Source organism: Veillonella parvula (assembly GCF_001553335.1).
Lineage (GTDB): Bacteria > Bacillota > Negativicutes > Veillonellales > Veillonellaceae > Veillonella > Veillonella parvula_S.
In genome coordinates, this window is the sequence record NZ_KQ960801.1 from 31,902 (window position 1) to 49,496 (window position 17,595).

Here is a 17,595-nt window from a genome sequence, read left to right on the forward strand (position 1 = left end):
TAATCGACACATAAGTCGTCCCCCGATAGATGGTGCTTTTTTTTGCCGTATATAACAAAATATTCTTTGGTGGTATATGCTAGTTTAACATATAATTAAATATAGAAGTGAAATAAATATTTACTAGTCTTATAGGAGAAAGTTATGATAGTAGTATTTGCAGGATTTTTAGCATTTTTATTTTGTCTGTATTTCATTAAAAATCCATACTTCACATTACAGCATATTAAAATTAAACGCTCAAAATCTTTGTTAATTACAGAGCTTTCTATAGGTGTGATAATTTTCTTATATATTATTTTTGCAGGGTATTCTAGATTAGTGCGGTTTTTATTAGAATTGACATCTGTAATTCTGTTTTTATTAGAAATGTGGTTAAGAGTTCCTGCTATTGAATCGGATTTTAGTTTATCACCTGACGTGAAAGCAATGCTCAATAAAAAAGCTAAAAAAGATTTTTATTCTACATTGCCAATGCTATTTTTATTAACATGTATGTTTGTATTTAATTTCATCAAGATTTAAATAGATTTAATTGGAAAAGTGAAGATTAATAGGAACTACTATGAATACATATATTAATAAAATAAGAGATTTACTTATTGATTGTATGCCAAGACATTGGTATAAGTGTTATTTGTTTTTTGAATGTACAGAATCAGGTATGAGTTCGGCTTGTTATTATGTAAAAACCCCGGCTGGTTCGATCATTAGTTATGGAGATTTGCTATATAATTGCAGTGATGAAAAAGTAAAATCTATAAAAGCTGGGACTAGTGAGATTTTAACGTATGTACGTTTACTTCATGAAGCCTCTACAGAACAATGGACGTGGGGAACAATGTATATTTTACGCGATGACTATGAGCCACATTGTGAATTTCATAATGACCCTGTAACTGACGATTACTGGCTCCAAAATAGATATAAGTGGGTATATAAAAATTTTGGTGTTTTGGAAAATGAAGATGAATTTGATCCGCATGTATATAAAGAAATGCTAAAAGGTCCACGAGGTATTTTATTATTGGAAGATATGGAATCTCGTGTATTAGCAAAAAATTATACTGCCATTGATAAGGTGTTTAAGTTAAAGCATAAAAGCTTGGAATCGGAACTTGAAAAACATTATAATAAAGTGGCCAAAAATATATATAAATTAACCCCTCTAAATTGGCATCGTGCTAAATTACACTTTGATATGAATGTTAATAATCCCTTTGTAGAGCTTTGGGTTTATAAAACTGAGGATGATTCATATATTACAAAGTATGTAGAAAATAATGATGAAGAGCCGGCTATTATTTCGGAAATTATGTATGATTTAAAGAATGAAGTTTTAGCGATGATTGAGACTTTTAAATTCTATAATCAAAACCCATTCTCTGGTTTAGTATATACATTAACATCTAATGGTGAGGTATCTTTAGAGCTAACTTATGGAGATAAATGATTTTAAGTTCGTTGATGAAATTGATTGGATGAGCTTTCATGCGGATAGGAAGAAACTCAAAAAAATGGCTTGAGAGAATAGGTCTTTCTTGTTTAATAGTAGTAGGTATTATTTTGGGTGTTTGGCTTTTCTTTACTACAAATTTTATACACCCATTTATCCACTATTTGGATCTGAGGGGAGGTATAATATATTACAAAGAGCCAACTAATATAATTGCTTCTAATGTTCTTGGTTTTGATGAAGTACGAGGGAAAATATATTATATAACTACAAATGGTATTGGTGTATATAATGAATTAAATAACGAACATGTATTTATATTACATAAAGAGCCATCTAATGAAATCAGAATAAATGACATTACTAATGTATATCCAGAATTTAGTCGTTTTTCTGATTCGGAACAGGAAGTTTGGAAAAGCAAATTTTATGCTGATTTTAGGCAAAGAATTCCTATAGAGGAGGGAAGTATCATTAGATTTCCATTCTTTTTTTCTTACGAAACCCGTGGAATTTATAATTTAGCTACAGGATCTAAATTATCGAAAATTGATACGTATAAAATTTCTAATAATATATTCTATAATGTTGATTTTGGAAGCATCACTAAGATAGATTTAGAAACTGGTATAGTATGGAAGTACTATTCTAATAACTTATTAAATTATAATTTTATTAATGAAATGGTTTCTAGTAAATCAAAAGAGTTTAGTATTAATGAATTAATCAAAGAACGAAATCATGATAAACAATTGAAAGATAAAATTATAGCTATAGATCATTATAGTCAATTTAGTAAAGAGGATAAGGAGGTTATAGAAGAATTATTTGTTAAGTTAGTCACTGCACGAGATAATATGAGCTTAAAACCAGAACATAAAATGAGGTTAGAAAACTATTTAGAGTGATTAACTTTTCAATGTATTCATACTTAGTTGGGGAGGCTGGCTAAAGAATATATATTATTTATTACTATAAATAAAAAGGGTTAATGATAAACCAGTAAATCAAAAGCTAAAATAATATAGTGGGTAGAGGTATAATTATGATTTATTTTAAAAATAAAAAAAGTTTAGATACATTTTTAATGGTCTTTATATTGGGCGCTGTTAAGGCATATAGACGAAATTATATTGATTTGACCATTCTAGAATATTACATATTTAGTATGTTAATTCGATTAATGTGTAGAAAAGCACATCTGTCCGATAAATTGTTAAATATTATTGGAGATGGGATGAGTTTAGAGGATGTTGATGAGTGGATGGCTCGTAGGATTCCTATACCACCATTAAATGATATGTTAGATGATATTGAATGCAGTAGTTGGATTGCTTTAATAGAACGGGAGTTAGAGGGTAATACTTTATCTGAAGCGTTAAAGATTTCTACACATGATGAAAAGAAGTTCGGTATCTATTTCTTTACCGATTATGTAGAGGAGATATTTTGGGCGTTGTTTTTGTTAGGATTGTATGAAGTCTTACAAAAACCTGAATTCATTTCTGAATCAATCTTAAGTTGTATTAAACAGACCTATTTGTCTGAAATATATACGTGTGAACGTATTCAGAATGAAGATTTTCAAGCATGTATTTCCAATTTACAGGAGATAGTTGATACTAATATATCCGGGCAATTAAGTAAAGAATTAATTACTATGAAAGCAAAATTAGCATCATTACAGGTATTATTACCATTTTATGATGTGAGTTTTGATAAGTTAAAAACAGACATTGATTTAAAAGCTACTAGAGGGATGTTCTGGCAAATTAAAGTTTTAGGGAAGTTTATAGACTTGGGATTATAGATTCTAAAAGATTATTAAGTTGGTTCTATACTTATGATTACTTTTAATTTTGGGATTAACCTTTATTAACTTCTATCCTTAAATAATATTTAGTGTTAAATGTTATAAGCTTATTTTAATGACATCTATACCTTTCATAAGGGACTGGTATAGGTGTCATTTTTATATTGAAAACTAATAAAAATCAGTATTGATTAAAATCTAAGTAGTTCTATTAAAATTACCAGAATTCTACGTTTTCATGAGTGTTTTATGATAAAATAAAAGGTATGAATACTTCAACAACTAGGTCTATTACCTATAATGGCGACAGAATTGAATATGAGTTAACCATCAAGCGTGTGAAGAACATGAACATGCGCATTACAAAGGATGGTGTGATCCATGTGTCGGCGAATGGGTATGTGCCGGATTATAGGGTGGACAAGTTTGTCATCGAGAATATGTCCTTCATTGAGCGGGCTCGTTACAAGATTGATGCATTGAATGCCAAGCGCGTCGATGCGTTGCAGTATGTGAATGGTGAAAGTTTATCCATCCTCGGCATTCCAGTTACGTTGCGCTTAGTTGAGCAGGATGGAAAGCCTCACATAGGCTTTGACGGGAAAGCCATTCTTACCATGGTTGTACCTCAGGGTACGACCTTTGAAGCAAAGCATAAATTAATGCAGAGTTACTGGCGTAATTTAGGGGAGAAGGTCTTTGTCCACTGGGCAAAGGTCGTGTATCAGCGCTTTCACAAGCAAGGTATTGATGTGCCTATGCCAATCATAAAACAGCAGCGAATGAAGAGTCGTTGGGGTTCTTGTACGCCTGCAAAGCAGCTCGTCAAGATGAACACCCGTTTGTTAGAGGGACCACAGGCGTATATTGAGTACGTTATGGTTCATGAGTTTGCTCATTTTAAATATTTAGACCATTCCAAGAACTTTCACAATCTCGTGGCACAGTTTTTGCCAGATTGGAAGGCTCGTAAGAAGTCATTGAACGTGTATTTTGCTCATCGCCCTTAAAGGAGGTGTACCATGCAGCCATTTGTACATTTACATAGTCATACAGAGTTTAGTTTGCTTGACGGAATCAGTCGTTTGCCTGACATGGTACGTCGTGCGAAGGAGTTAAATCAGCCCGCCCTTGCCATTACAGATCACGGCAATATGTACGCAGCTATTTATTTCTATAAAGAGTGTATAGCCCAAGGCGTTAAGCCTATCATTGGTTGTGAAGTATATGTAACGGAACATAGCCGATTTGATCGGCCTGAAGGTCGTAGCCGTGAACGATTAAAACATCTCATCCTATTGGCGGAGACCATGGAAGGGTATCGTAATCTTGTTAAAATCGTGTCTAAAGCATCTACGGAAGGTATGTTGTATCGTCCTCGTGCAGACCGAGATTTGTTGCGCCAATATAGCAAAGGGATTATTGCCCTTAGTGCGTGTATTCAGGGGGAAATTCCTCAGTATATTCTGCAAGACAATATGGAAGGCGCAAAGCGTTCCATCGAATGGTATATCGAGACGTACGGCAAGGATAATTTCTTCTTAGAAATTCAAAATCATGGCTTGCCGGAGGAGGCTAAGGCCCAAGAGGAGCTCATTAAGCTCAGCAAGGAATATGGTCTTGGCATTGTAGCGTCTAATGATTTCCACTATGTCTTAAAAGAGGATGCAGACGCGCAAGATATAAAGGTATGTATTTCTACAGGTCGTCGCCGTGCTGAGGTAGACCGCTTAAAATTCCCGAATGATGAGTTCTATCTCAAGTCTGGGGATGAAATGGCAGAGCTATTTGGACATATTCCGGGGGCCATTGAAAACACCTTAAAAATTGCAGACCGCTGTAATGTAGAGTTTAATTTTGATGAACATCACTTGCCGCACTTTGATGTGCCAGAAGGGGAAACCTCTAAAACGTATTTACGTAAGGTTTGTGAACGAGAAATTCCTCGCCTTTATGGGGAGACCTCTGAAGAATTACAAAAACGTCTCGACTACGAGTTAGATGTTATTGGTACCATGGGCTTTGAGGATTACTTCCTCATCGTATGGGACTATGTACGCTATGCTCGTGAGCATGATATCTTAGTCGGCCCTGGCCGTGGTTCTGCGGCAGGTTCTGTAGTAGCCTACCTATTGGGTATTACCGGTCTTGATCCATTGAAATACGACTTGCTCTTTGAACGGTTCTTAAATCCAGAGCGGGTAAGCATGCCTGATATCGATATTGACTTCTGCTATGAAAAGCGTGGTCAAGCTATCGAATATGTGACAAGAAAATACGGTCAAGCTCGTGTATCTCAGATTATTACCTTTGGTACAGAAGCGGCTCGTGCCGTTATTCGTGACGTAGGCCGCGTGCTCGACTTACCACTGGCGGAGGTAAATCGTATTGCTAAGATGATTCCTAACGAATTGGGTATTACCTTAGATAAGGCGTTACAAGGTAAGGACTTAAAGGCTTTATATGAATCTGATTCAAATGTAAAAGAACTGTTTGATTTCGGTAAAAAGTTAGAAGGAATTGCACGCAATTCGTCCACTCATGCAGCGGGCGTCGTAATTTCTGCGGACCCACTAGATGACCACGTACCGGTACAAAATGCCAACGATGAAGGCTTTGTAACGCAGTACGATAAGGATAATATCGAGGAATTAGGCCTCTTAAAGATGGACTTCTTGGGCCTCCGTACCTTGACAGTTATGGGGGATGCCTTAAAGCTCATCAAGGCTAACCGCGGCATTGACCTCGACTTAGATGCTATCCCACTAGATGATAAGGCGGCTTGCGACCTCCTCACAAAGGGCGACACATCTGGTGTATTCCAGCTTGAGTCGGAAGGTATTACTAAGCTTGTAATGGATCTTAAGCCTGAGCATTTTGAGGACTTGATTCCGTTGGTAGCCTTGTATCGTCCAGGTCCATTAGGCTCTGGTATGGTGGCGGATTTTATCGACCGCCGTCATGGTAAAAAAGAGGTTGCTTATTTACATCCTATTTTGGAACCTATATTGAAAGATACTTTCGGGGTAATCTTATACCAAGAACAGGTTATGCAGATTGCGTCCGCCATGGGTGGATTCTCCCTTGGTCAAGCGGATTTGATGCGCCGTGCCATGGGTAAGAAAAAGGAATCTGTCTTAAAAGCACAGCGCGAGTCTTTTATTCAGGGCTCCGTTAAAAACGGTATTGATGAATCCGTGGCGAACGAAGTATTTGATTTGCTTGTATACTTCGCAGGCTATGGCTTTAATAAATCGCATAGTGCGGCGTATGCGTATATCGCGTACCAAACGGCGTATTTGAAAGCCCACTATTTCCCTGAGTTTATGGCTGCAACCATGACTAGCTTCATGCAGAACATGCAGAAATTGACTTATTACATCAATGCCTGCAAGAAACACAATGTTAAGGTACTAGGCCCAGATATTAACTATTCTGAGCGAAGCTTTGCCGTGCAAGACGACGCTATTCGTTTCGGACTTGGCGGTATCAAGAACGTAGGGGATAATGCCATCGATCGCTTGATTCGTGAGCGCAATGAGCACGGTCTGTATACGGATATCGTGGACTTCTGCAAACGGGTGGACAATAAGGTTGTTAATAAACGATTGCTTGAAAGTCTCATTCGTTGTGGTGCCATGGATGGTTTCAAGGAAAATCGTAACCAATTGTTGCATATGTATGAAAGCGCACAAGCCGTTGGTGCTAAAGAGCAAAAGGATGCCGCTATGGGTACCATGAACCTATTTGGAGATATGGACGAAGCTGTCGATTTCATTCCTGTTCCCAATGTGGAAGATTTATCGGAAGACGATAAGTTAAAGGATGAAAAGGAATATACCGGCTTTTACATTACGGGGCATCCATTGCAAGGATATGCGAAGGAGTTGGAGGGCCTCTTTGAACTGGGCGCTCTCGTAGAAAATCCAGAGCAATACGATGGTCAAACCATTACCTTTGGCGGTCTTATTGAAAATAAATCGGACCGCATGACAAAGCGTAATGAGGTTATGTCCATTCTTCGCATCGAAGATTATTCTGGTGCGGCTAATGTAGTGGCATTCCCTAAGGTCTTTAGTCAAAGTCAGCAATTCCTTGCGGTCGATATGATTGTTAAGGTAAAAGGTCGGGTTGATGCGGATGAAAAGGGCGTGCAAATCATTGCAGACCGTATTACGCCATTAAAGGTAAACTATAGTCAGGCAAAACAGGTGGCAATCCACATTTATAGCCAATATGATACACCAGAAAATAGTGAAGCTTTAAAACGTGTATTGACTAATACCGCTGGCTCCGTGCCAACGTCATTATATTTACACCGTCAACGAAAACGGATTAATCTGCCACCAAATATGTGCTTTGACCCTAGTGATGAATCCATCAGGGCTATTGAATCTATTCTAGGCGAGGGCTCCGTAGAGATGCAATAATATATGTTGCGTGAGGCACAGATAACTTTCACCAACATTGATATAATAAGAAATGAAAGATCCAATCTTAGATGTGCTTTCATAGGAGGAAAGATGAAACGTACAAAGATCGTATGTACTGTAGGTCCGGGAACGGATAAATTTGGTATCTTAGAAGATATGATGCGGGCGGGCATGAACGTAGCTCGTTTTAACTTCTCTCACGGATCCCATGAAGAGCAAGCAGAACGCATGCAAATGGTGCGCGATGCAGCGATGATTGTGAATAAACCAATCGCATTATTGCTCGACACAAAAGGCCCTGAGGTGCGTCTTGGTCTATTTAAAGAGGGCAAGGTATTCCTCGAAGCGGGTCAACAATTTACGTTGACTACAGATGATGTGGAAGGCACAAAAGAGCTTAGCTCCGTGAACCACAAAGGTCTTACAGGCGATGTGTCCGTAGGGGATAAAATCCTTTTGGCTGATGGGCTTGTAACACTTACCATCGATGCTATCGAAGGCAATAATATCGTTACAACTGTTCAAAATAGCGGAGAAATCGGCAACCGCAAGCGCGTAGCCGTACCAGGTGTAGCACTAAGCTTGCCACCCGTATCTGAACAGGATGAAGCGGACTTGCGCTTTGGCTGTCAACAAGGGGTAGACTTTGTGGCCGCATCCTTCATGCAACGGGGGAAAGACATTGTGGCTATTCGCCGCATTCTTGAGTCTGAGAAAAAAGATATTAAGATTATCGCGAAAATTGAAAATGCAGAAGGCGTTAAAAATATTGATGAAATCTTGGAAGTAGCTGATGGCCTCATGGTTGCGCGTGGCGATCTCGGTGTAGAAATTCCGGCAGAAGAAGTGCCAGTACTTCAAAAGATGATGATTGAAAAATGCAATAACTTGGGTAAACCCGTTATTACGGCGACACAAATGCTCGAGTCTATGATTCAAAATCCACGTCCAACACGTGCGGAAGCAAGTGACGTAGCTAACGCCATTTTGGATGGTACCGATGCGATTATGTTATCTGGTGAAACAGCCAATGGGGCTTATCCTGTAGAAGCTGTTGCGACCATGACTCGCATTGCAGAAGTAACGGAAAAGGCTGCTATTTACGATAGCTATAGTCGCGCTCGTGAGGATGAAGAAATGACTACTACAAGCGCCGTATGCTTGGCTAGCGTGCGCGTAGCTCAAAACCTCGGGGCCGCAGCTATTTTGACATGTACTGAATCTGGTCACACCGCACTTAGTGTGGCTCGTCATCGTCCAGATTGTAAAATCATCGCTGTCACACCTCATGAGGAAACTATTCGTCGCATGCAATTATGCTGGGGCGTAGAGGCTATCAAAGGTCATGAAATTATCAACTCCGATGAAATGGTAAAACAAGCCATTACCGGTGCACTTGGCACTGGTGCTATCGAGTCTGGTGACCTTGTAGTTGTTACCGCTGGTGTGCCATCCGGTGCAACCGGTACTACAAACATGATTCGCGTTCATATTGCAGGTCGAGTACTCTTGTCTGGCAATGGTATTTTACGTAAATCCGTTACAGGTAATGTGTACATTGCGGCTAATCATAAGGGTAATTATGAAAGCTTCAAGGACGGCGACATCCTTGTGGTAGGCACAATGGAGCCTGAATTGATGGCTATTGCCAAACGTGCTGGTGGTATCATCGCCGTAGAAGATGGTTATACATCGGACAGCGCTATTGCGGGCATTACCTATGGTATTCCGGTTATTTTAGGCGCTAAAAATGCTCATGAAGTTCTCCTCGAAGGTCAAGAAGTGACGATCGATGGTGAACGGGGCAAGGTGTTTGCGGGCATTGCCAATGCTCGATAATCTCTATGAGTGATAATTAAATAAGGAGGGATAGTATGAATCCATATAATGTAACAGGACCTACTGCAGCTGAGGTTGCACAGGTTGAAAGTATCGTATCCCAACGATTAAAAGGCTCTTTCTTGTGGATGGTTGTAGGTTTACTTACAACTATTGGTGTTGGCTTTGCTGCATTAGTGAATCCAAATTGGTTACGCTTTGCGTACCAAAATTTTAATATTATCTTATTAGTAGAGCTAGGTGTGGTATTCCTTTTTAGTGCTCGTGCATATTCTGCTAATGTAATGACGTTACGAGGTATGTTCTTCCTCTATAGTGCTTTGAATGGTCTCACATTGACTTTGGTATCGTTGCGATACAATGTGTTTGATGTAGTTATTCCGGCATTAATAGGTACGCTTGCTTTCTTCATTGGCTTTGCCGTGGTAGGGACTACAACTAAACGTAATTTATCATCCCTTACACCATATGTGATGGCGGCATTGTTCGGCATGATTATCGTATCCTTGGTGATGATGGGGGCCCGCTTCTTTAACTGGACTGTACTCAGTGGCTTTAGTGATACTGTTAGTTTAGTTCTAGGTTATGTAGGTGTTGTAGTATTCTCTATCTTTACAGCTATCGATGTGAACCGCATTAAAAATAATGTGACTCAAGTGGCGCTCATGGAGGATGAAACAATTTTAGACCGCATTGAAATCACAGGCGCTTTGAGCCTATACTTAGATTTCATTAACTTATTCTTATCCTTATTACGCATCTTTGGTAATAAGCGATAATAAAGGAGTTTGTATGGACGATAGAGAATGGCAAACCTTTGTTACTGTTGTCGATGAAGGCAATATTACAAGGGCTGCAGAAAAATTATTTTTATCGCAACCAGCGTTGAGTTATCGGTTGCGCCATATGGAAAAAGCCTTGGGCCATTCTCTGTTGTTGCGGACTGCTGAGGGGATTGCCCTCACGGCACAAGGCGAAATTTTCTATGATTACTGTAAGCGAATGATGCAAGAAGAAGAGGCTTTGGAGCACGCTATGAACTCCGCTTCTGGCAAGATTCAAGGGACCTTGAAAATCGCATCATCTATCAACTTTGCAGATTATGAACTACCGGCTTTATTGAGAGCTTTCCGCGAACAATATCCTGATGTTCATATTCAGGTGAAGACTGCTTTCAGCCATCAAGTGGTAAAAATGTTTAATACTGGTGACTGTATGGTCGCCTTTGCTCGTGGTGGCTATGACGTATCTGGTAAGTCTGAACTGTTACTAGCAGAGCCATATTGTCTTGTATATAAAGAATTAGTGCCGCCTGAATCCTTAGTAAAGGTACCGTTCATTAAATACCAAACAGATGCATCGGTGGCAAATATTATCGAAACTTGGTGTGCAGAACATTTTGACGAGCCTCCAAGTGTGGCGATGGACGTAAATTCTATGAGTACGTGTCGTCACTTTGTGCGCGCAGGTCTAGGATGGTCTATCTTGACGTATATGGGACTTGGATCCTGTAAGGACAAAGATATCTATGTGAGCCCATTACGCAGTAAAAATGGTGAATATATCACCCGTGATACCAATATGGTGTACACAAAAGATTCGGAAAATTTAATCGTTGTTAAAACCTTTATTGAATATGTCCGTAATTATTACAAGGAACACACCGTTGTAGATAATAGTATACTTAGAGAATATAAGTCCTAGGAATTATCAATAGAGCATATCTATGAGGTTTTCTAACTGTTTATCCATGCTATTTCAGTATTGGATTTTTTCGATATAATAGATAATAATAAAAGTGTCTCGAAAGAGAAAGGCAGTACCATGTAAGTGCATGTATACACCCCTTTGGGGACGTATACATGCATTTTTTTCATTTGGAACTGTAAAACTATGCTCAAAATGCATAAAAAGTATGAATAGTAGATATAAAAGTTTTTATAACCCCTATAAAGGTAATCTATTATTCATATTTCTTTTAAACATTTATAATGAATATAGACTTAATCAATGTAATCGACGTCGCGAGCGATTATGTTGTTGAAGACTAGATGATTTTATGTATGCCTAAGTTAATTAAGAAAGGGAAAGACACACATGAAAGACAAATTATGGCGCGTTGCCGTTATGGCTGCCATCGTCGCAATCGCTTGGTTTGGTGGCACACCAGAAGGCCTCAAACCACAAGTATGGCAATTATTTGGTATTTATTTAGCAACTATCGTGGGCTTGGTATTAAAACCATTCCCAGTTCCTATTACAGTATTATTAGGTGTTGCTACATCCTCTATTTTATTGAATAACACAAAAGATGTATTAACTGGCTACAGTAACACAGCATTATGGTTAATCTTCGCAGCTTTCGCATTATCCGTTGCGTTTGGTAAAACTGGTCTTGGTCACCGAATTGCATATCACTTGGTTCGCGCCTTTGGTAGCACTACACTTCGTCTTGGCTATGTAACTGCATTTCTTGATATGATCCTATCTCCAGCAACTCCATCCAACACAGCTCGCGCGGCAGGTATCGTATATCCTATCAATTTGTCCATCGCTGAAGCTGTTGGTTCCTATCCTGGTGAAACTGCTAAAAAAGCCGGTGCTTACCTCTTGCAAAATGGTTACTTCGCAACAAAGGTCACATCCTTCTTCTTTGCTACTGCAATGGCGCCAAACTTATTAGCATTAGACTTTATCACTAAATTGACAGGTGTATCCTTGAACTGGGCGCAATGGGCGTTGGCTATGTTTGTACCTGGTTTCATCATGCTAATGTGTATCCCATTCATCGGTTATATGTATGAACGTCCTTCTGTAAAAGAAATCGACAACAAAAAAATTGCTGAGGATGGTTTGGCAGAATTAGGACCTATGAAAGCGTCAGAAAAAGGCCTTATTGCCATCGCACTTCTTGCAATCGTAGGTTGGGTTCTTCCTACTTTTGATATTAATATTAATGCTACTGCAGTGGCTATCGTAGCTATGCTTGCTACATTTGTATGTGGCATTATTAATTGGGATGACTTGCTCAAAACTAAAGCGGCTTGGAACACATTGATTTGGTTCGGTGGTATCTTGGGCTTATCCTCTGCATTAACTAAAGGTAAATTCTTCGAATGGTTGGCTAAATACTTAGAAGCTCATATGAACTTTGGCCTAGATCCATTCATGATGCTTATCCTTATTTCTGTGATCTCCGTTGCTGTTCGTTACTTCTTTGCATCTGGTACTGCATATATTTCTGCAATGTTACCAGTATTCTTGATTGTAGGTATCAATGCAGGTATCGATCCTACATTATTAGCTTTCATCTTAATTGGTACAAACTCCTATGGCGGTTCCGTAACTCACTATGGTGCGGCTCCTGGTCCAATCATTTTCTCTGCTGGTTACAATAATGTAAAAGACTGGTGGACAGTTGGTCTTATCTCCGCCGTTGTATGTTTAGTTTTGAACTACGTAATCGGTATCCCTTGGTGGAAAATCATTGGTTTCATGTAATCAGAAACCTTCACTATGGAGTGTTAGAATTTAGTTGTTAGTATTCAATATCTGTATAGACTCTCGCGACGAGTCTGTACAGATTTGGGTTTTATAAATGTTTCACAAGGAAAGGATGCAACATGGCACAATTAGTAAAAGCTGCACAAGCTGGCTTCGACGAAAAAAATGATGCATTAGTAACGGTTGAACCGATTGCTAGCGGTATCGAAATTGAATTAACATCCAAAGTTATCCGCCAATACGGCGACCAAATTAAATCCGTTATCTTGAACACAGTGAAAGAAGCTGGTTATGATGGCGTAAAAGTAATTGTACAAGATAAAAATGCTTGGGATTACACAATTAAAGCTCGCGTATTAGGTGCATTGGAAAGGGGGAGCAAAGCATAATGGCTAACGATAAAACATTCCCAGAAGTTAAAACAAACCCATTAACAGAGGCTGCTAAAAAACGTTTGTCTCGTTCCATGATGTTCGTACCAGGTAATACACCTAAAATGATTAACAGTGCAGATATTCACGGTGCTGACTCCATCATGATCGATATCGAAGATTCCGTGCCAATTACAGAAAAAGACACAGCTCGTCTTTTAACTGCAGAAGCATTGAAATCCCGTAAATTCCGTGCAGAAACAGTTGTTCGTATCAACCATCCTACACAAACTCCTTATGGCTATGACGATCTTGATGTTATCGTTCCAGCTAAACCTGATATGATTCGTTTACCTAAAACTGAAGATGTTTCTGAAGTTGAAATCGTAGCGAAGAAAATTGAAGAAGTAGAAAAAGCTAACGGCTGGCCAGAAGGTACAATCAATATTATCGTAGCTATCGAATCCGTTCGTGGCTTATACAATGTTCGTGAAATCTGCCACGGCCCTCGCGTAGTTGCTATCGCTCTTGGCGCTGAAGACTATCGTGCAGACCTTCGCACAGGTAAACATAAACCAGCTGTTGAATTGTTGTTCGCTCGTCAAACAATCCTTCATGCGGCGCGTGAAGCAGGTATCCGCGTAATCGATACTGTATTCTCCGACGTGAAAGACCCACAAGGCTTCCGCGAAGAAGTTGAATTCATTAAAGCTTTGGGCTATGATGGCAAATCTTGTATCCACCCAAGCCAAATCAAAATTATCCACGAAGTATTCACTCCTGACGAAAAAGAAATCGCTCATTCCGTTAAGGTATTGAACAGCTATGCAGATGCATTGCGCAACAATAAAGGCGTAATCTCCGTAGATGGTAAAATGATCGATGGTCCTATCGTAGTTCGTGCACAACGCGTAGTTGATAAAGCACGTGCAGCAGGCATTAAAGTTGAATTAGAGGAAGGAGCAGAATACGATGTTAAATAAAGTAGGTCGCGATATCCCAACAAATATCCCAGCACTAGAAGGTCGCGAAGTATATCAAGGTGAATTCGCCATTGAACCTAAAGTTCATCGTGCAGGTAAACCTGTACACATGAGCCATGTTGGCACTAATAAAGTACTTGCTTCCATCGATGAAGCAATCGAAAAAGCTGGCGTAAAAGATGGCATGACTTTGTCCTTCCATCATCACTTGCGCAATGGCGACTATGTAATGAAAATGGTTATGGAACGCGTACAAGCAAAAGGTATCAAAGATATTACTATCGCGTCTTCCTCCTTGTCCCCATGCCATGAATTCTTGGTAGAAATGATTCAAGACGGCACTGTAACAGCTATTGAAACATCTGGCTTGCGCGATCGTCTTGGTAAATTCTTAACACAAAACCCAGGCGTATTGAAACGCCCTGTAATCATTCGTTCCCATGGTGGCCGTGCTCGTGCTATCGAATGTGGCGAAGTTCATATCGACGTGGCTTTCATGGGCGCTCCTACAGCTGATCCACGTGGTAATGCTACTGGTCGTACAGGCAAATCCGCGTGTGGCGCACTTGGCTATGCTAAAGTTGACTCCCACTATGCAGATACAACTGTTATCATCACTGATAACTTAGTTGACTATGTACATAACTATGCAATTCCTCAAACTGACGTAGATTATGTTGTTGAGGTTGAAAGCATTGGTGATCCAGAAGGTATCGCTTCTGGTGCGGTAGGTTTCACTAAAAACCCTATCCAAATCAAAATTGCTGAATTAGCTGGTGAATTCCTTGACCAAGCTGGTATCATTAAAGATGGTTTCGTATTCCAATTGGGCGCTGGTGGTGCTCCATTGACTGTGGCGAAATTCATCGGTGAAAAACTTCGCAAACGCGGTGAAGTAGCTGGCTTTGCTATCGGTGGTGCTACTGGTATTTTGACTGGTATGCTTGAAGAAGGTTTGATTCGTGCTATTTACGATACTCAAACATTCGATACTACTGCAGCAGCATCTTTGGATAAAAACTCTGCACATATCGAAATGTCCGCTTCCATGTACGCTAACCCTTGGACAGATTGCACTACTAACTACTTAGACGTAGTATTCCTTGGTGCTACTGAAATCGACCTTGATTTCAACGTAAACGTAATGACTGACTCCAATGGCGTATTGATGGGCGCTTCTGGCGGTCACTCCGATACAGCAGCAGGTGCTAAATGCACAGTTATTACTTGCCCATTGATCCGTGGCCGCTTGCCAATGATCCGTGATAAAGTAGCTACTGTAATTACACCAGGCTCCTCCATTGACGTACTTGTTACTGAATATGGTATCGCAATCAACCCAACTCGCACTGATTTGATTGAACGCTTCAAAGATAGCAACTTGCCTATCTACACAATTGAAGAATTACAACAATTAGCATTCGACTTGGTAGGTAAACCACAAGATATCCCTGTATCCGACAAAGACGAAGACATCGTGGCAATCGTAGAATACCGCGATGGTTCTATCCTTGACGTGGTTCGTAAACCTCTATAATTGAGTAGGGGTTGGAGTCCGGTAGAGTCCGTTTGGGTTTCGCTGTCAACTCACCATCCCATGCTAGTAAGTTAATACAAAGACCCGCTCCATGAGTTCGAGGACCATGAAGCGGGTCTTTTTGAATTTATGCGTTGTTTTATTATTAACTTCAAAGATAGAAATAAAGTCTAATGTGGCAAATATGGTACATGATTATAGTTATACTTTTACTATAAGAAGATTGGAGACTTTTAGGAGGTAGTTTTTATGTATCGTTGTATTGCCAATTTAGAGATTGATCTAGATGGGTTAGGTGAGTTTTATGGTGAAATAGGCGAATATGAAATACTAAATATGTACCAAATAATATCAGCGTGGTTACAGGATGATTTAGATGGGCCTAATCCAGAAAATACAGTATTCGGTGTATCAGAGTATGCCTTAAACTGGATGTCTGTATTGCCTGGAGATATTTCTTATCGTAACCTATTTGATATGGGGAGTTGTAAGGTTGGTAATCGTTATGAAAGTATTGATTATTTATATGCAAAATTTCTACAAACATTAGAGAATAGTAAACAGCTTGAACCTGAATATGAATCCCTATGTTTAAATCATATAAACGTGATGTCACAGTATATAGAAATTACTCTAACCTGTAGTCAAAATATAGACTTTATATTATTTATAAAACATTGGTTACGTAATTGTAGTACTTATAAACATCCGATATACTATAGGATAAAGGATGCATTTTATATTACGCTTTAACTATAGGAGAGAGCATATGAGCCAAGTTTTTAAACAAGATTTAACAGATACTTCAGTCCGACCAGGTGGTATTATTTTCGTTGAGTTATTGATGCCAGAGCAGTGTGATATGCCTGGCCGCGATACAATGGTAGAGGTACTCACAAAGTATTTAGGACCTGTGGATTGTTTTGATCATCGTCGTGATTCCGCAGGTTTTGCACCTCAGAATTATAAGGTGCATTACGAGGATACTGATGCAGATATTCCACCGACCTTGATGGTGACGAATTGTGAGAAAATCGATAAGCCTGTATTAGATGATTTTGATCGTAGTCAGGTATGGGATTGTCCAAATGTGGATGAGTTATTAGCAGAGTGCCAATACAGGGTGTTTGCTACGGATATGTTAGCCTCTGGTTTAGCGGCCAAAGAACGTGCAGATATGCTTGTAAAGTATGTAGATGCATTACTAGAATTATATCCCTCTTGTAAAGCCGTTGTATTTGGACCATCTCGTAAGTTCTTAAGTCGAGAATCGATTGAAAATCATCCTGATAAAGAGGTGACTCGTTTCATGTATTATGCTGTAAATGTGCGTTATTTTAGTATTCAAGGTACCAATGATATGATGGTAGATTCTGTGGGTATGAGTACATTATTTTTACCTGATTTACAGTATCACTTTCACGGTGTAGATCCTAATCATGTAGTATTTCATGCTTATAATGTGATGAATTATATTTTCGAACATGGTAATATAATAGGTGATGGGGAAACCATTGCGGGGTTACAAAATGGCGAGATGAATCAGGATATTCAGTGGAAGGTTCAATACGAGGATTCTTTAATCCAGCCCGTTCGAGAGGTTCTAGATATTAATATGGGTGAATACGCATCTGGAACTCGGTAGTTGTTAATCAATGA

At 39.3% G+C, this 17,595-nt stretch carries 15 protein-coding genes; all 15 read left to right on the forward strand.

The genetic code is table 11. The features are described from left to right. Positions 1 to 144 precede the first annotated feature (144 nt). The 15 genes from HMPREF1865_RS07200 (at position 145) to HMPREF1865_RS07270 (ending at position 17,581) form a co-directional block, all read left to right on the forward strand. Positions 145 to 525, forward strand: coding sequence for a hypothetical protein (locus HMPREF1865_RS07200; RefSeq protein ID WP_060919683.1), 381 nt, complete (start codon positions 145 to 147; stop codon positions 523 to 525). 40 nt (positions 526 to 565) lie between these two features. Further along, on the forward strand, positions 566 to 1,453 hold the full coding sequence (locus HMPREF1865_RS07205; RefSeq protein ID WP_004696852.1) for an immunity protein YezG family protein: 888 nt from the start codon (positions 566 to 568) through the stop codon (positions 1,451 to 1,453). Between the two features lie 38 nt (positions 1,454 to 1,491). Continuing rightward, complete coding sequence (locus tag HMPREF1865_RS07210; protein ID WP_004696814.1) at positions 1,492 to 2,364, forward strand: hypothetical protein; 873 nt, start codon at positions 1,492 to 1,494, stop codon at positions 2,362 to 2,364. A 137-nt stretch (positions 2,365 to 2,501) separates the two neighbouring features. After that, positions 2,502 to 3,266 carry a DUF3969 family protein gene (locus tag HMPREF1865_RS07215; RefSeq protein WP_039965274.1) on the forward strand — a complete coding sequence of 255 codons (765 nt, stop codon included), beginning with the start codon at positions 2,502 to 2,504 and terminating at the stop codon, positions 3,264 to 3,266. 245 nt (positions 3,267 to 3,511) lie between these two features. Then, entirely contained in the window at positions 3,512 to 4,279 is a 768-nt protein-coding gene (locus HMPREF1865_RS07220; protein WP_042975903.1) for a M48 family metallopeptidase, read from the forward strand. 12 nt (positions 4,280 to 4,291) lie between these two features. Further along, positions 4,292 to 7,699, forward strand: coding sequence for a DNA polymerase III subunit alpha (locus HMPREF1865_RS07225; RefSeq protein WP_060919684.1), 3,408 nt, complete (start codon positions 4,292 to 4,294; stop codon positions 7,697 to 7,699). 93 nt (positions 7,700 to 7,792) lie between these two features. Next, the gene (gene pyk / locus HMPREF1865_RS07230) at positions 7,793 to 9,541 is read left to right on the forward strand and encodes a pyruvate kinase (RefSeq protein ID WP_060919685.1); all 1,749 of its coding nucleotides are present in this window, start codon (positions 7,793 to 7,795) and stop codon (positions 9,539 to 9,541) included. A gap of 35 nt (positions 9,542 to 9,576) precedes the next feature. Further along, positions 9,577 to 10,320: a Bax inhibitor-1/YccA family protein gene (locus HMPREF1865_RS07235; RefSeq protein WP_060919686.1), complete on the forward strand. Its 744-nt coding sequence runs from the start codon at positions 9,577 to 9,579 to the stop codon at positions 10,318 to 10,320. Between the two features lie 13 nt (positions 10,321 to 10,333). Continuing rightward, positions 10,334 to 11,245: a LysR family transcriptional regulator gene (locus HMPREF1865_RS07240; RefSeq protein WP_060919687.1), complete on the forward strand. Its 912-nt coding sequence runs from the start codon at positions 10,334 to 10,336 to the stop codon at positions 11,243 to 11,245. 393 nt (positions 11,246 to 11,638) lie between these two features. Next, a complete protein-coding gene (locus HMPREF1865_RS07245) occupies positions 11,639 to 13,042 on the forward strand; it encodes an anion permease (RefSeq protein WP_060919688.1) in 1,404 nt (467 codons plus the stop codon). A 122-nt stretch (positions 13,043 to 13,164) separates the two neighbouring features. Further along, positions 13,165 to 13,434 (forward strand): citrate lyase acyl carrier protein, encoded by a 270-nt coding sequence (gene citD / locus HMPREF1865_RS07250; protein WP_004696923.1) that lies wholly within the window; start codon positions 13,165 to 13,167, stop codon positions 13,432 to 13,434. After that, positions 13,434 to 14,399, forward strand: coding sequence for an HpcH/HpaI aldolase/citrate lyase family protein (locus HMPREF1865_RS07255; protein WP_004695279.1), 966 nt, complete (start codon positions 13,434 to 13,436; stop codon positions 14,397 to 14,399). Before citD ends, HMPREF1865_RS07255 begins: the two co-directional genes overlap by 1 nt. Then, positions 14,389 to 15,936, forward strand: a complete 1,548-nt coding sequence (gene citF, locus HMPREF1865_RS07260) for a citrate lyase subunit alpha (protein WP_060919689.1) — start codon at positions 14,389 to 14,391, stop codon at positions 15,934 to 15,936. Before HMPREF1865_RS07255 ends, citF begins: the two co-directional genes overlap by 11 nt. 249 nt (positions 15,937 to 16,185) lie before the next feature. Next, complete coding sequence (locus HMPREF1865_RS07265) at positions 16,186 to 16,689, forward strand: hypothetical protein (protein WP_024064552.1); 504 nt, start codon at positions 16,186 to 16,188, stop codon at positions 16,687 to 16,689. Between the two features lie 16 nt (positions 16,690 to 16,705). Next, complete coding sequence (locus tag HMPREF1865_RS07270; protein ID WP_060919690.1) at positions 16,706 to 17,581, forward strand: DUF4261 domain-containing protein; 876 nt, start codon at positions 16,706 to 16,708, stop codon at positions 17,579 to 17,581. Positions 17,582 to 17,595 lie beyond the last annotated feature (14 nt).

What these genes read in the sequence shown, in the direction of transcription:
- HMPREF1865_RS07235 (WP_060919686.1), top strand. Translation starts at nt 9,577, where the DNA reads ATGAATCCATATAATGTAACAGGACCTACTGCAGCTGAGGTTGCACAG.
- HMPREF1865_RS07255 (WP_004695279.1), top strand. Translation starts at nt 13,434, where the DNA reads ATGGCTAACGATAAAACATTCCCAGAAGTTAAAACAAACCCATTAACA.
- HMPREF1865_RS07225 (WP_060919684.1), top strand. Translation starts at nt 4,292, where the DNA reads ATGCAGCCATTTGTACATTTACATAGTCATACAGAGTTTAGTTTGCTT.
- HMPREF1865_RS07210 (WP_004696814.1), top strand. Translation starts at nt 1,492, where the DNA reads ATGCGGATAGGAAGAAACTCAAAAAAATGGCTTGAGAGAATAGGTCTT.
- pyk (WP_060919685.1), top strand. Translation starts at nt 7,793, where the DNA reads ATGAAACGTACAAAGATCGTATGTACTGTAGGTCCGGGAACGGATAAA.
- HMPREF1865_RS07215 (WP_039965274.1), top strand. Translation starts at nt 2,502, where the DNA reads ATGATTTATTTTAAAAATAAAAAAAGTTTAGATACATTTTTAATGGTC.
- HMPREF1865_RS07265 (WP_024064552.1), top strand. Translation starts at nt 16,186, where the DNA reads ATGTATCGTTGTATTGCCAATTTAGAGATTGATCTAGATGGGTTAGGT.
- citF (WP_060919689.1), top strand. Translation starts at nt 14,389, where the DNA reads ATGTTAAATAAAGTAGGTCGCGATATCCCAACAAATATCCCAGCACTA.
- HMPREF1865_RS07205 (WP_004696852.1), top strand. Translation starts at nt 566, where the DNA reads ATGAATACATATATTAATAAAATAAGAGATTTACTTATTGATTGTATG.
- HMPREF1865_RS07245 (WP_060919688.1), top strand. Translation starts at nt 11,639, where the DNA reads ATGAAAGACAAATTATGGCGCGTTGCCGTTATGGCTGCCATCGTCGCA.
- citD (WP_004696923.1), top strand. Translation starts at nt 13,165, where the DNA reads ATGGCACAATTAGTAAAAGCTGCACAAGCTGGCTTCGACGAAAAAAAT.
- HMPREF1865_RS07270 (WP_060919690.1), top strand. Translation starts at nt 16,706, where the DNA reads ATGAGCCAAGTTTTTAAACAAGATTTAACAGATACTTCAGTCCGACCA.
- HMPREF1865_RS07200 (WP_060919683.1), top strand. Translation starts at nt 145, where the DNA reads ATGATAGTAGTATTTGCAGGATTTTTAGCATTTTTATTTTGTCTGTAT.
- HMPREF1865_RS07240 (WP_060919687.1), top strand. Translation starts at nt 10,334, where the DNA reads ATGGACGATAGAGAATGGCAAACCTTTGTTACTGTTGTCGATGAAGGC.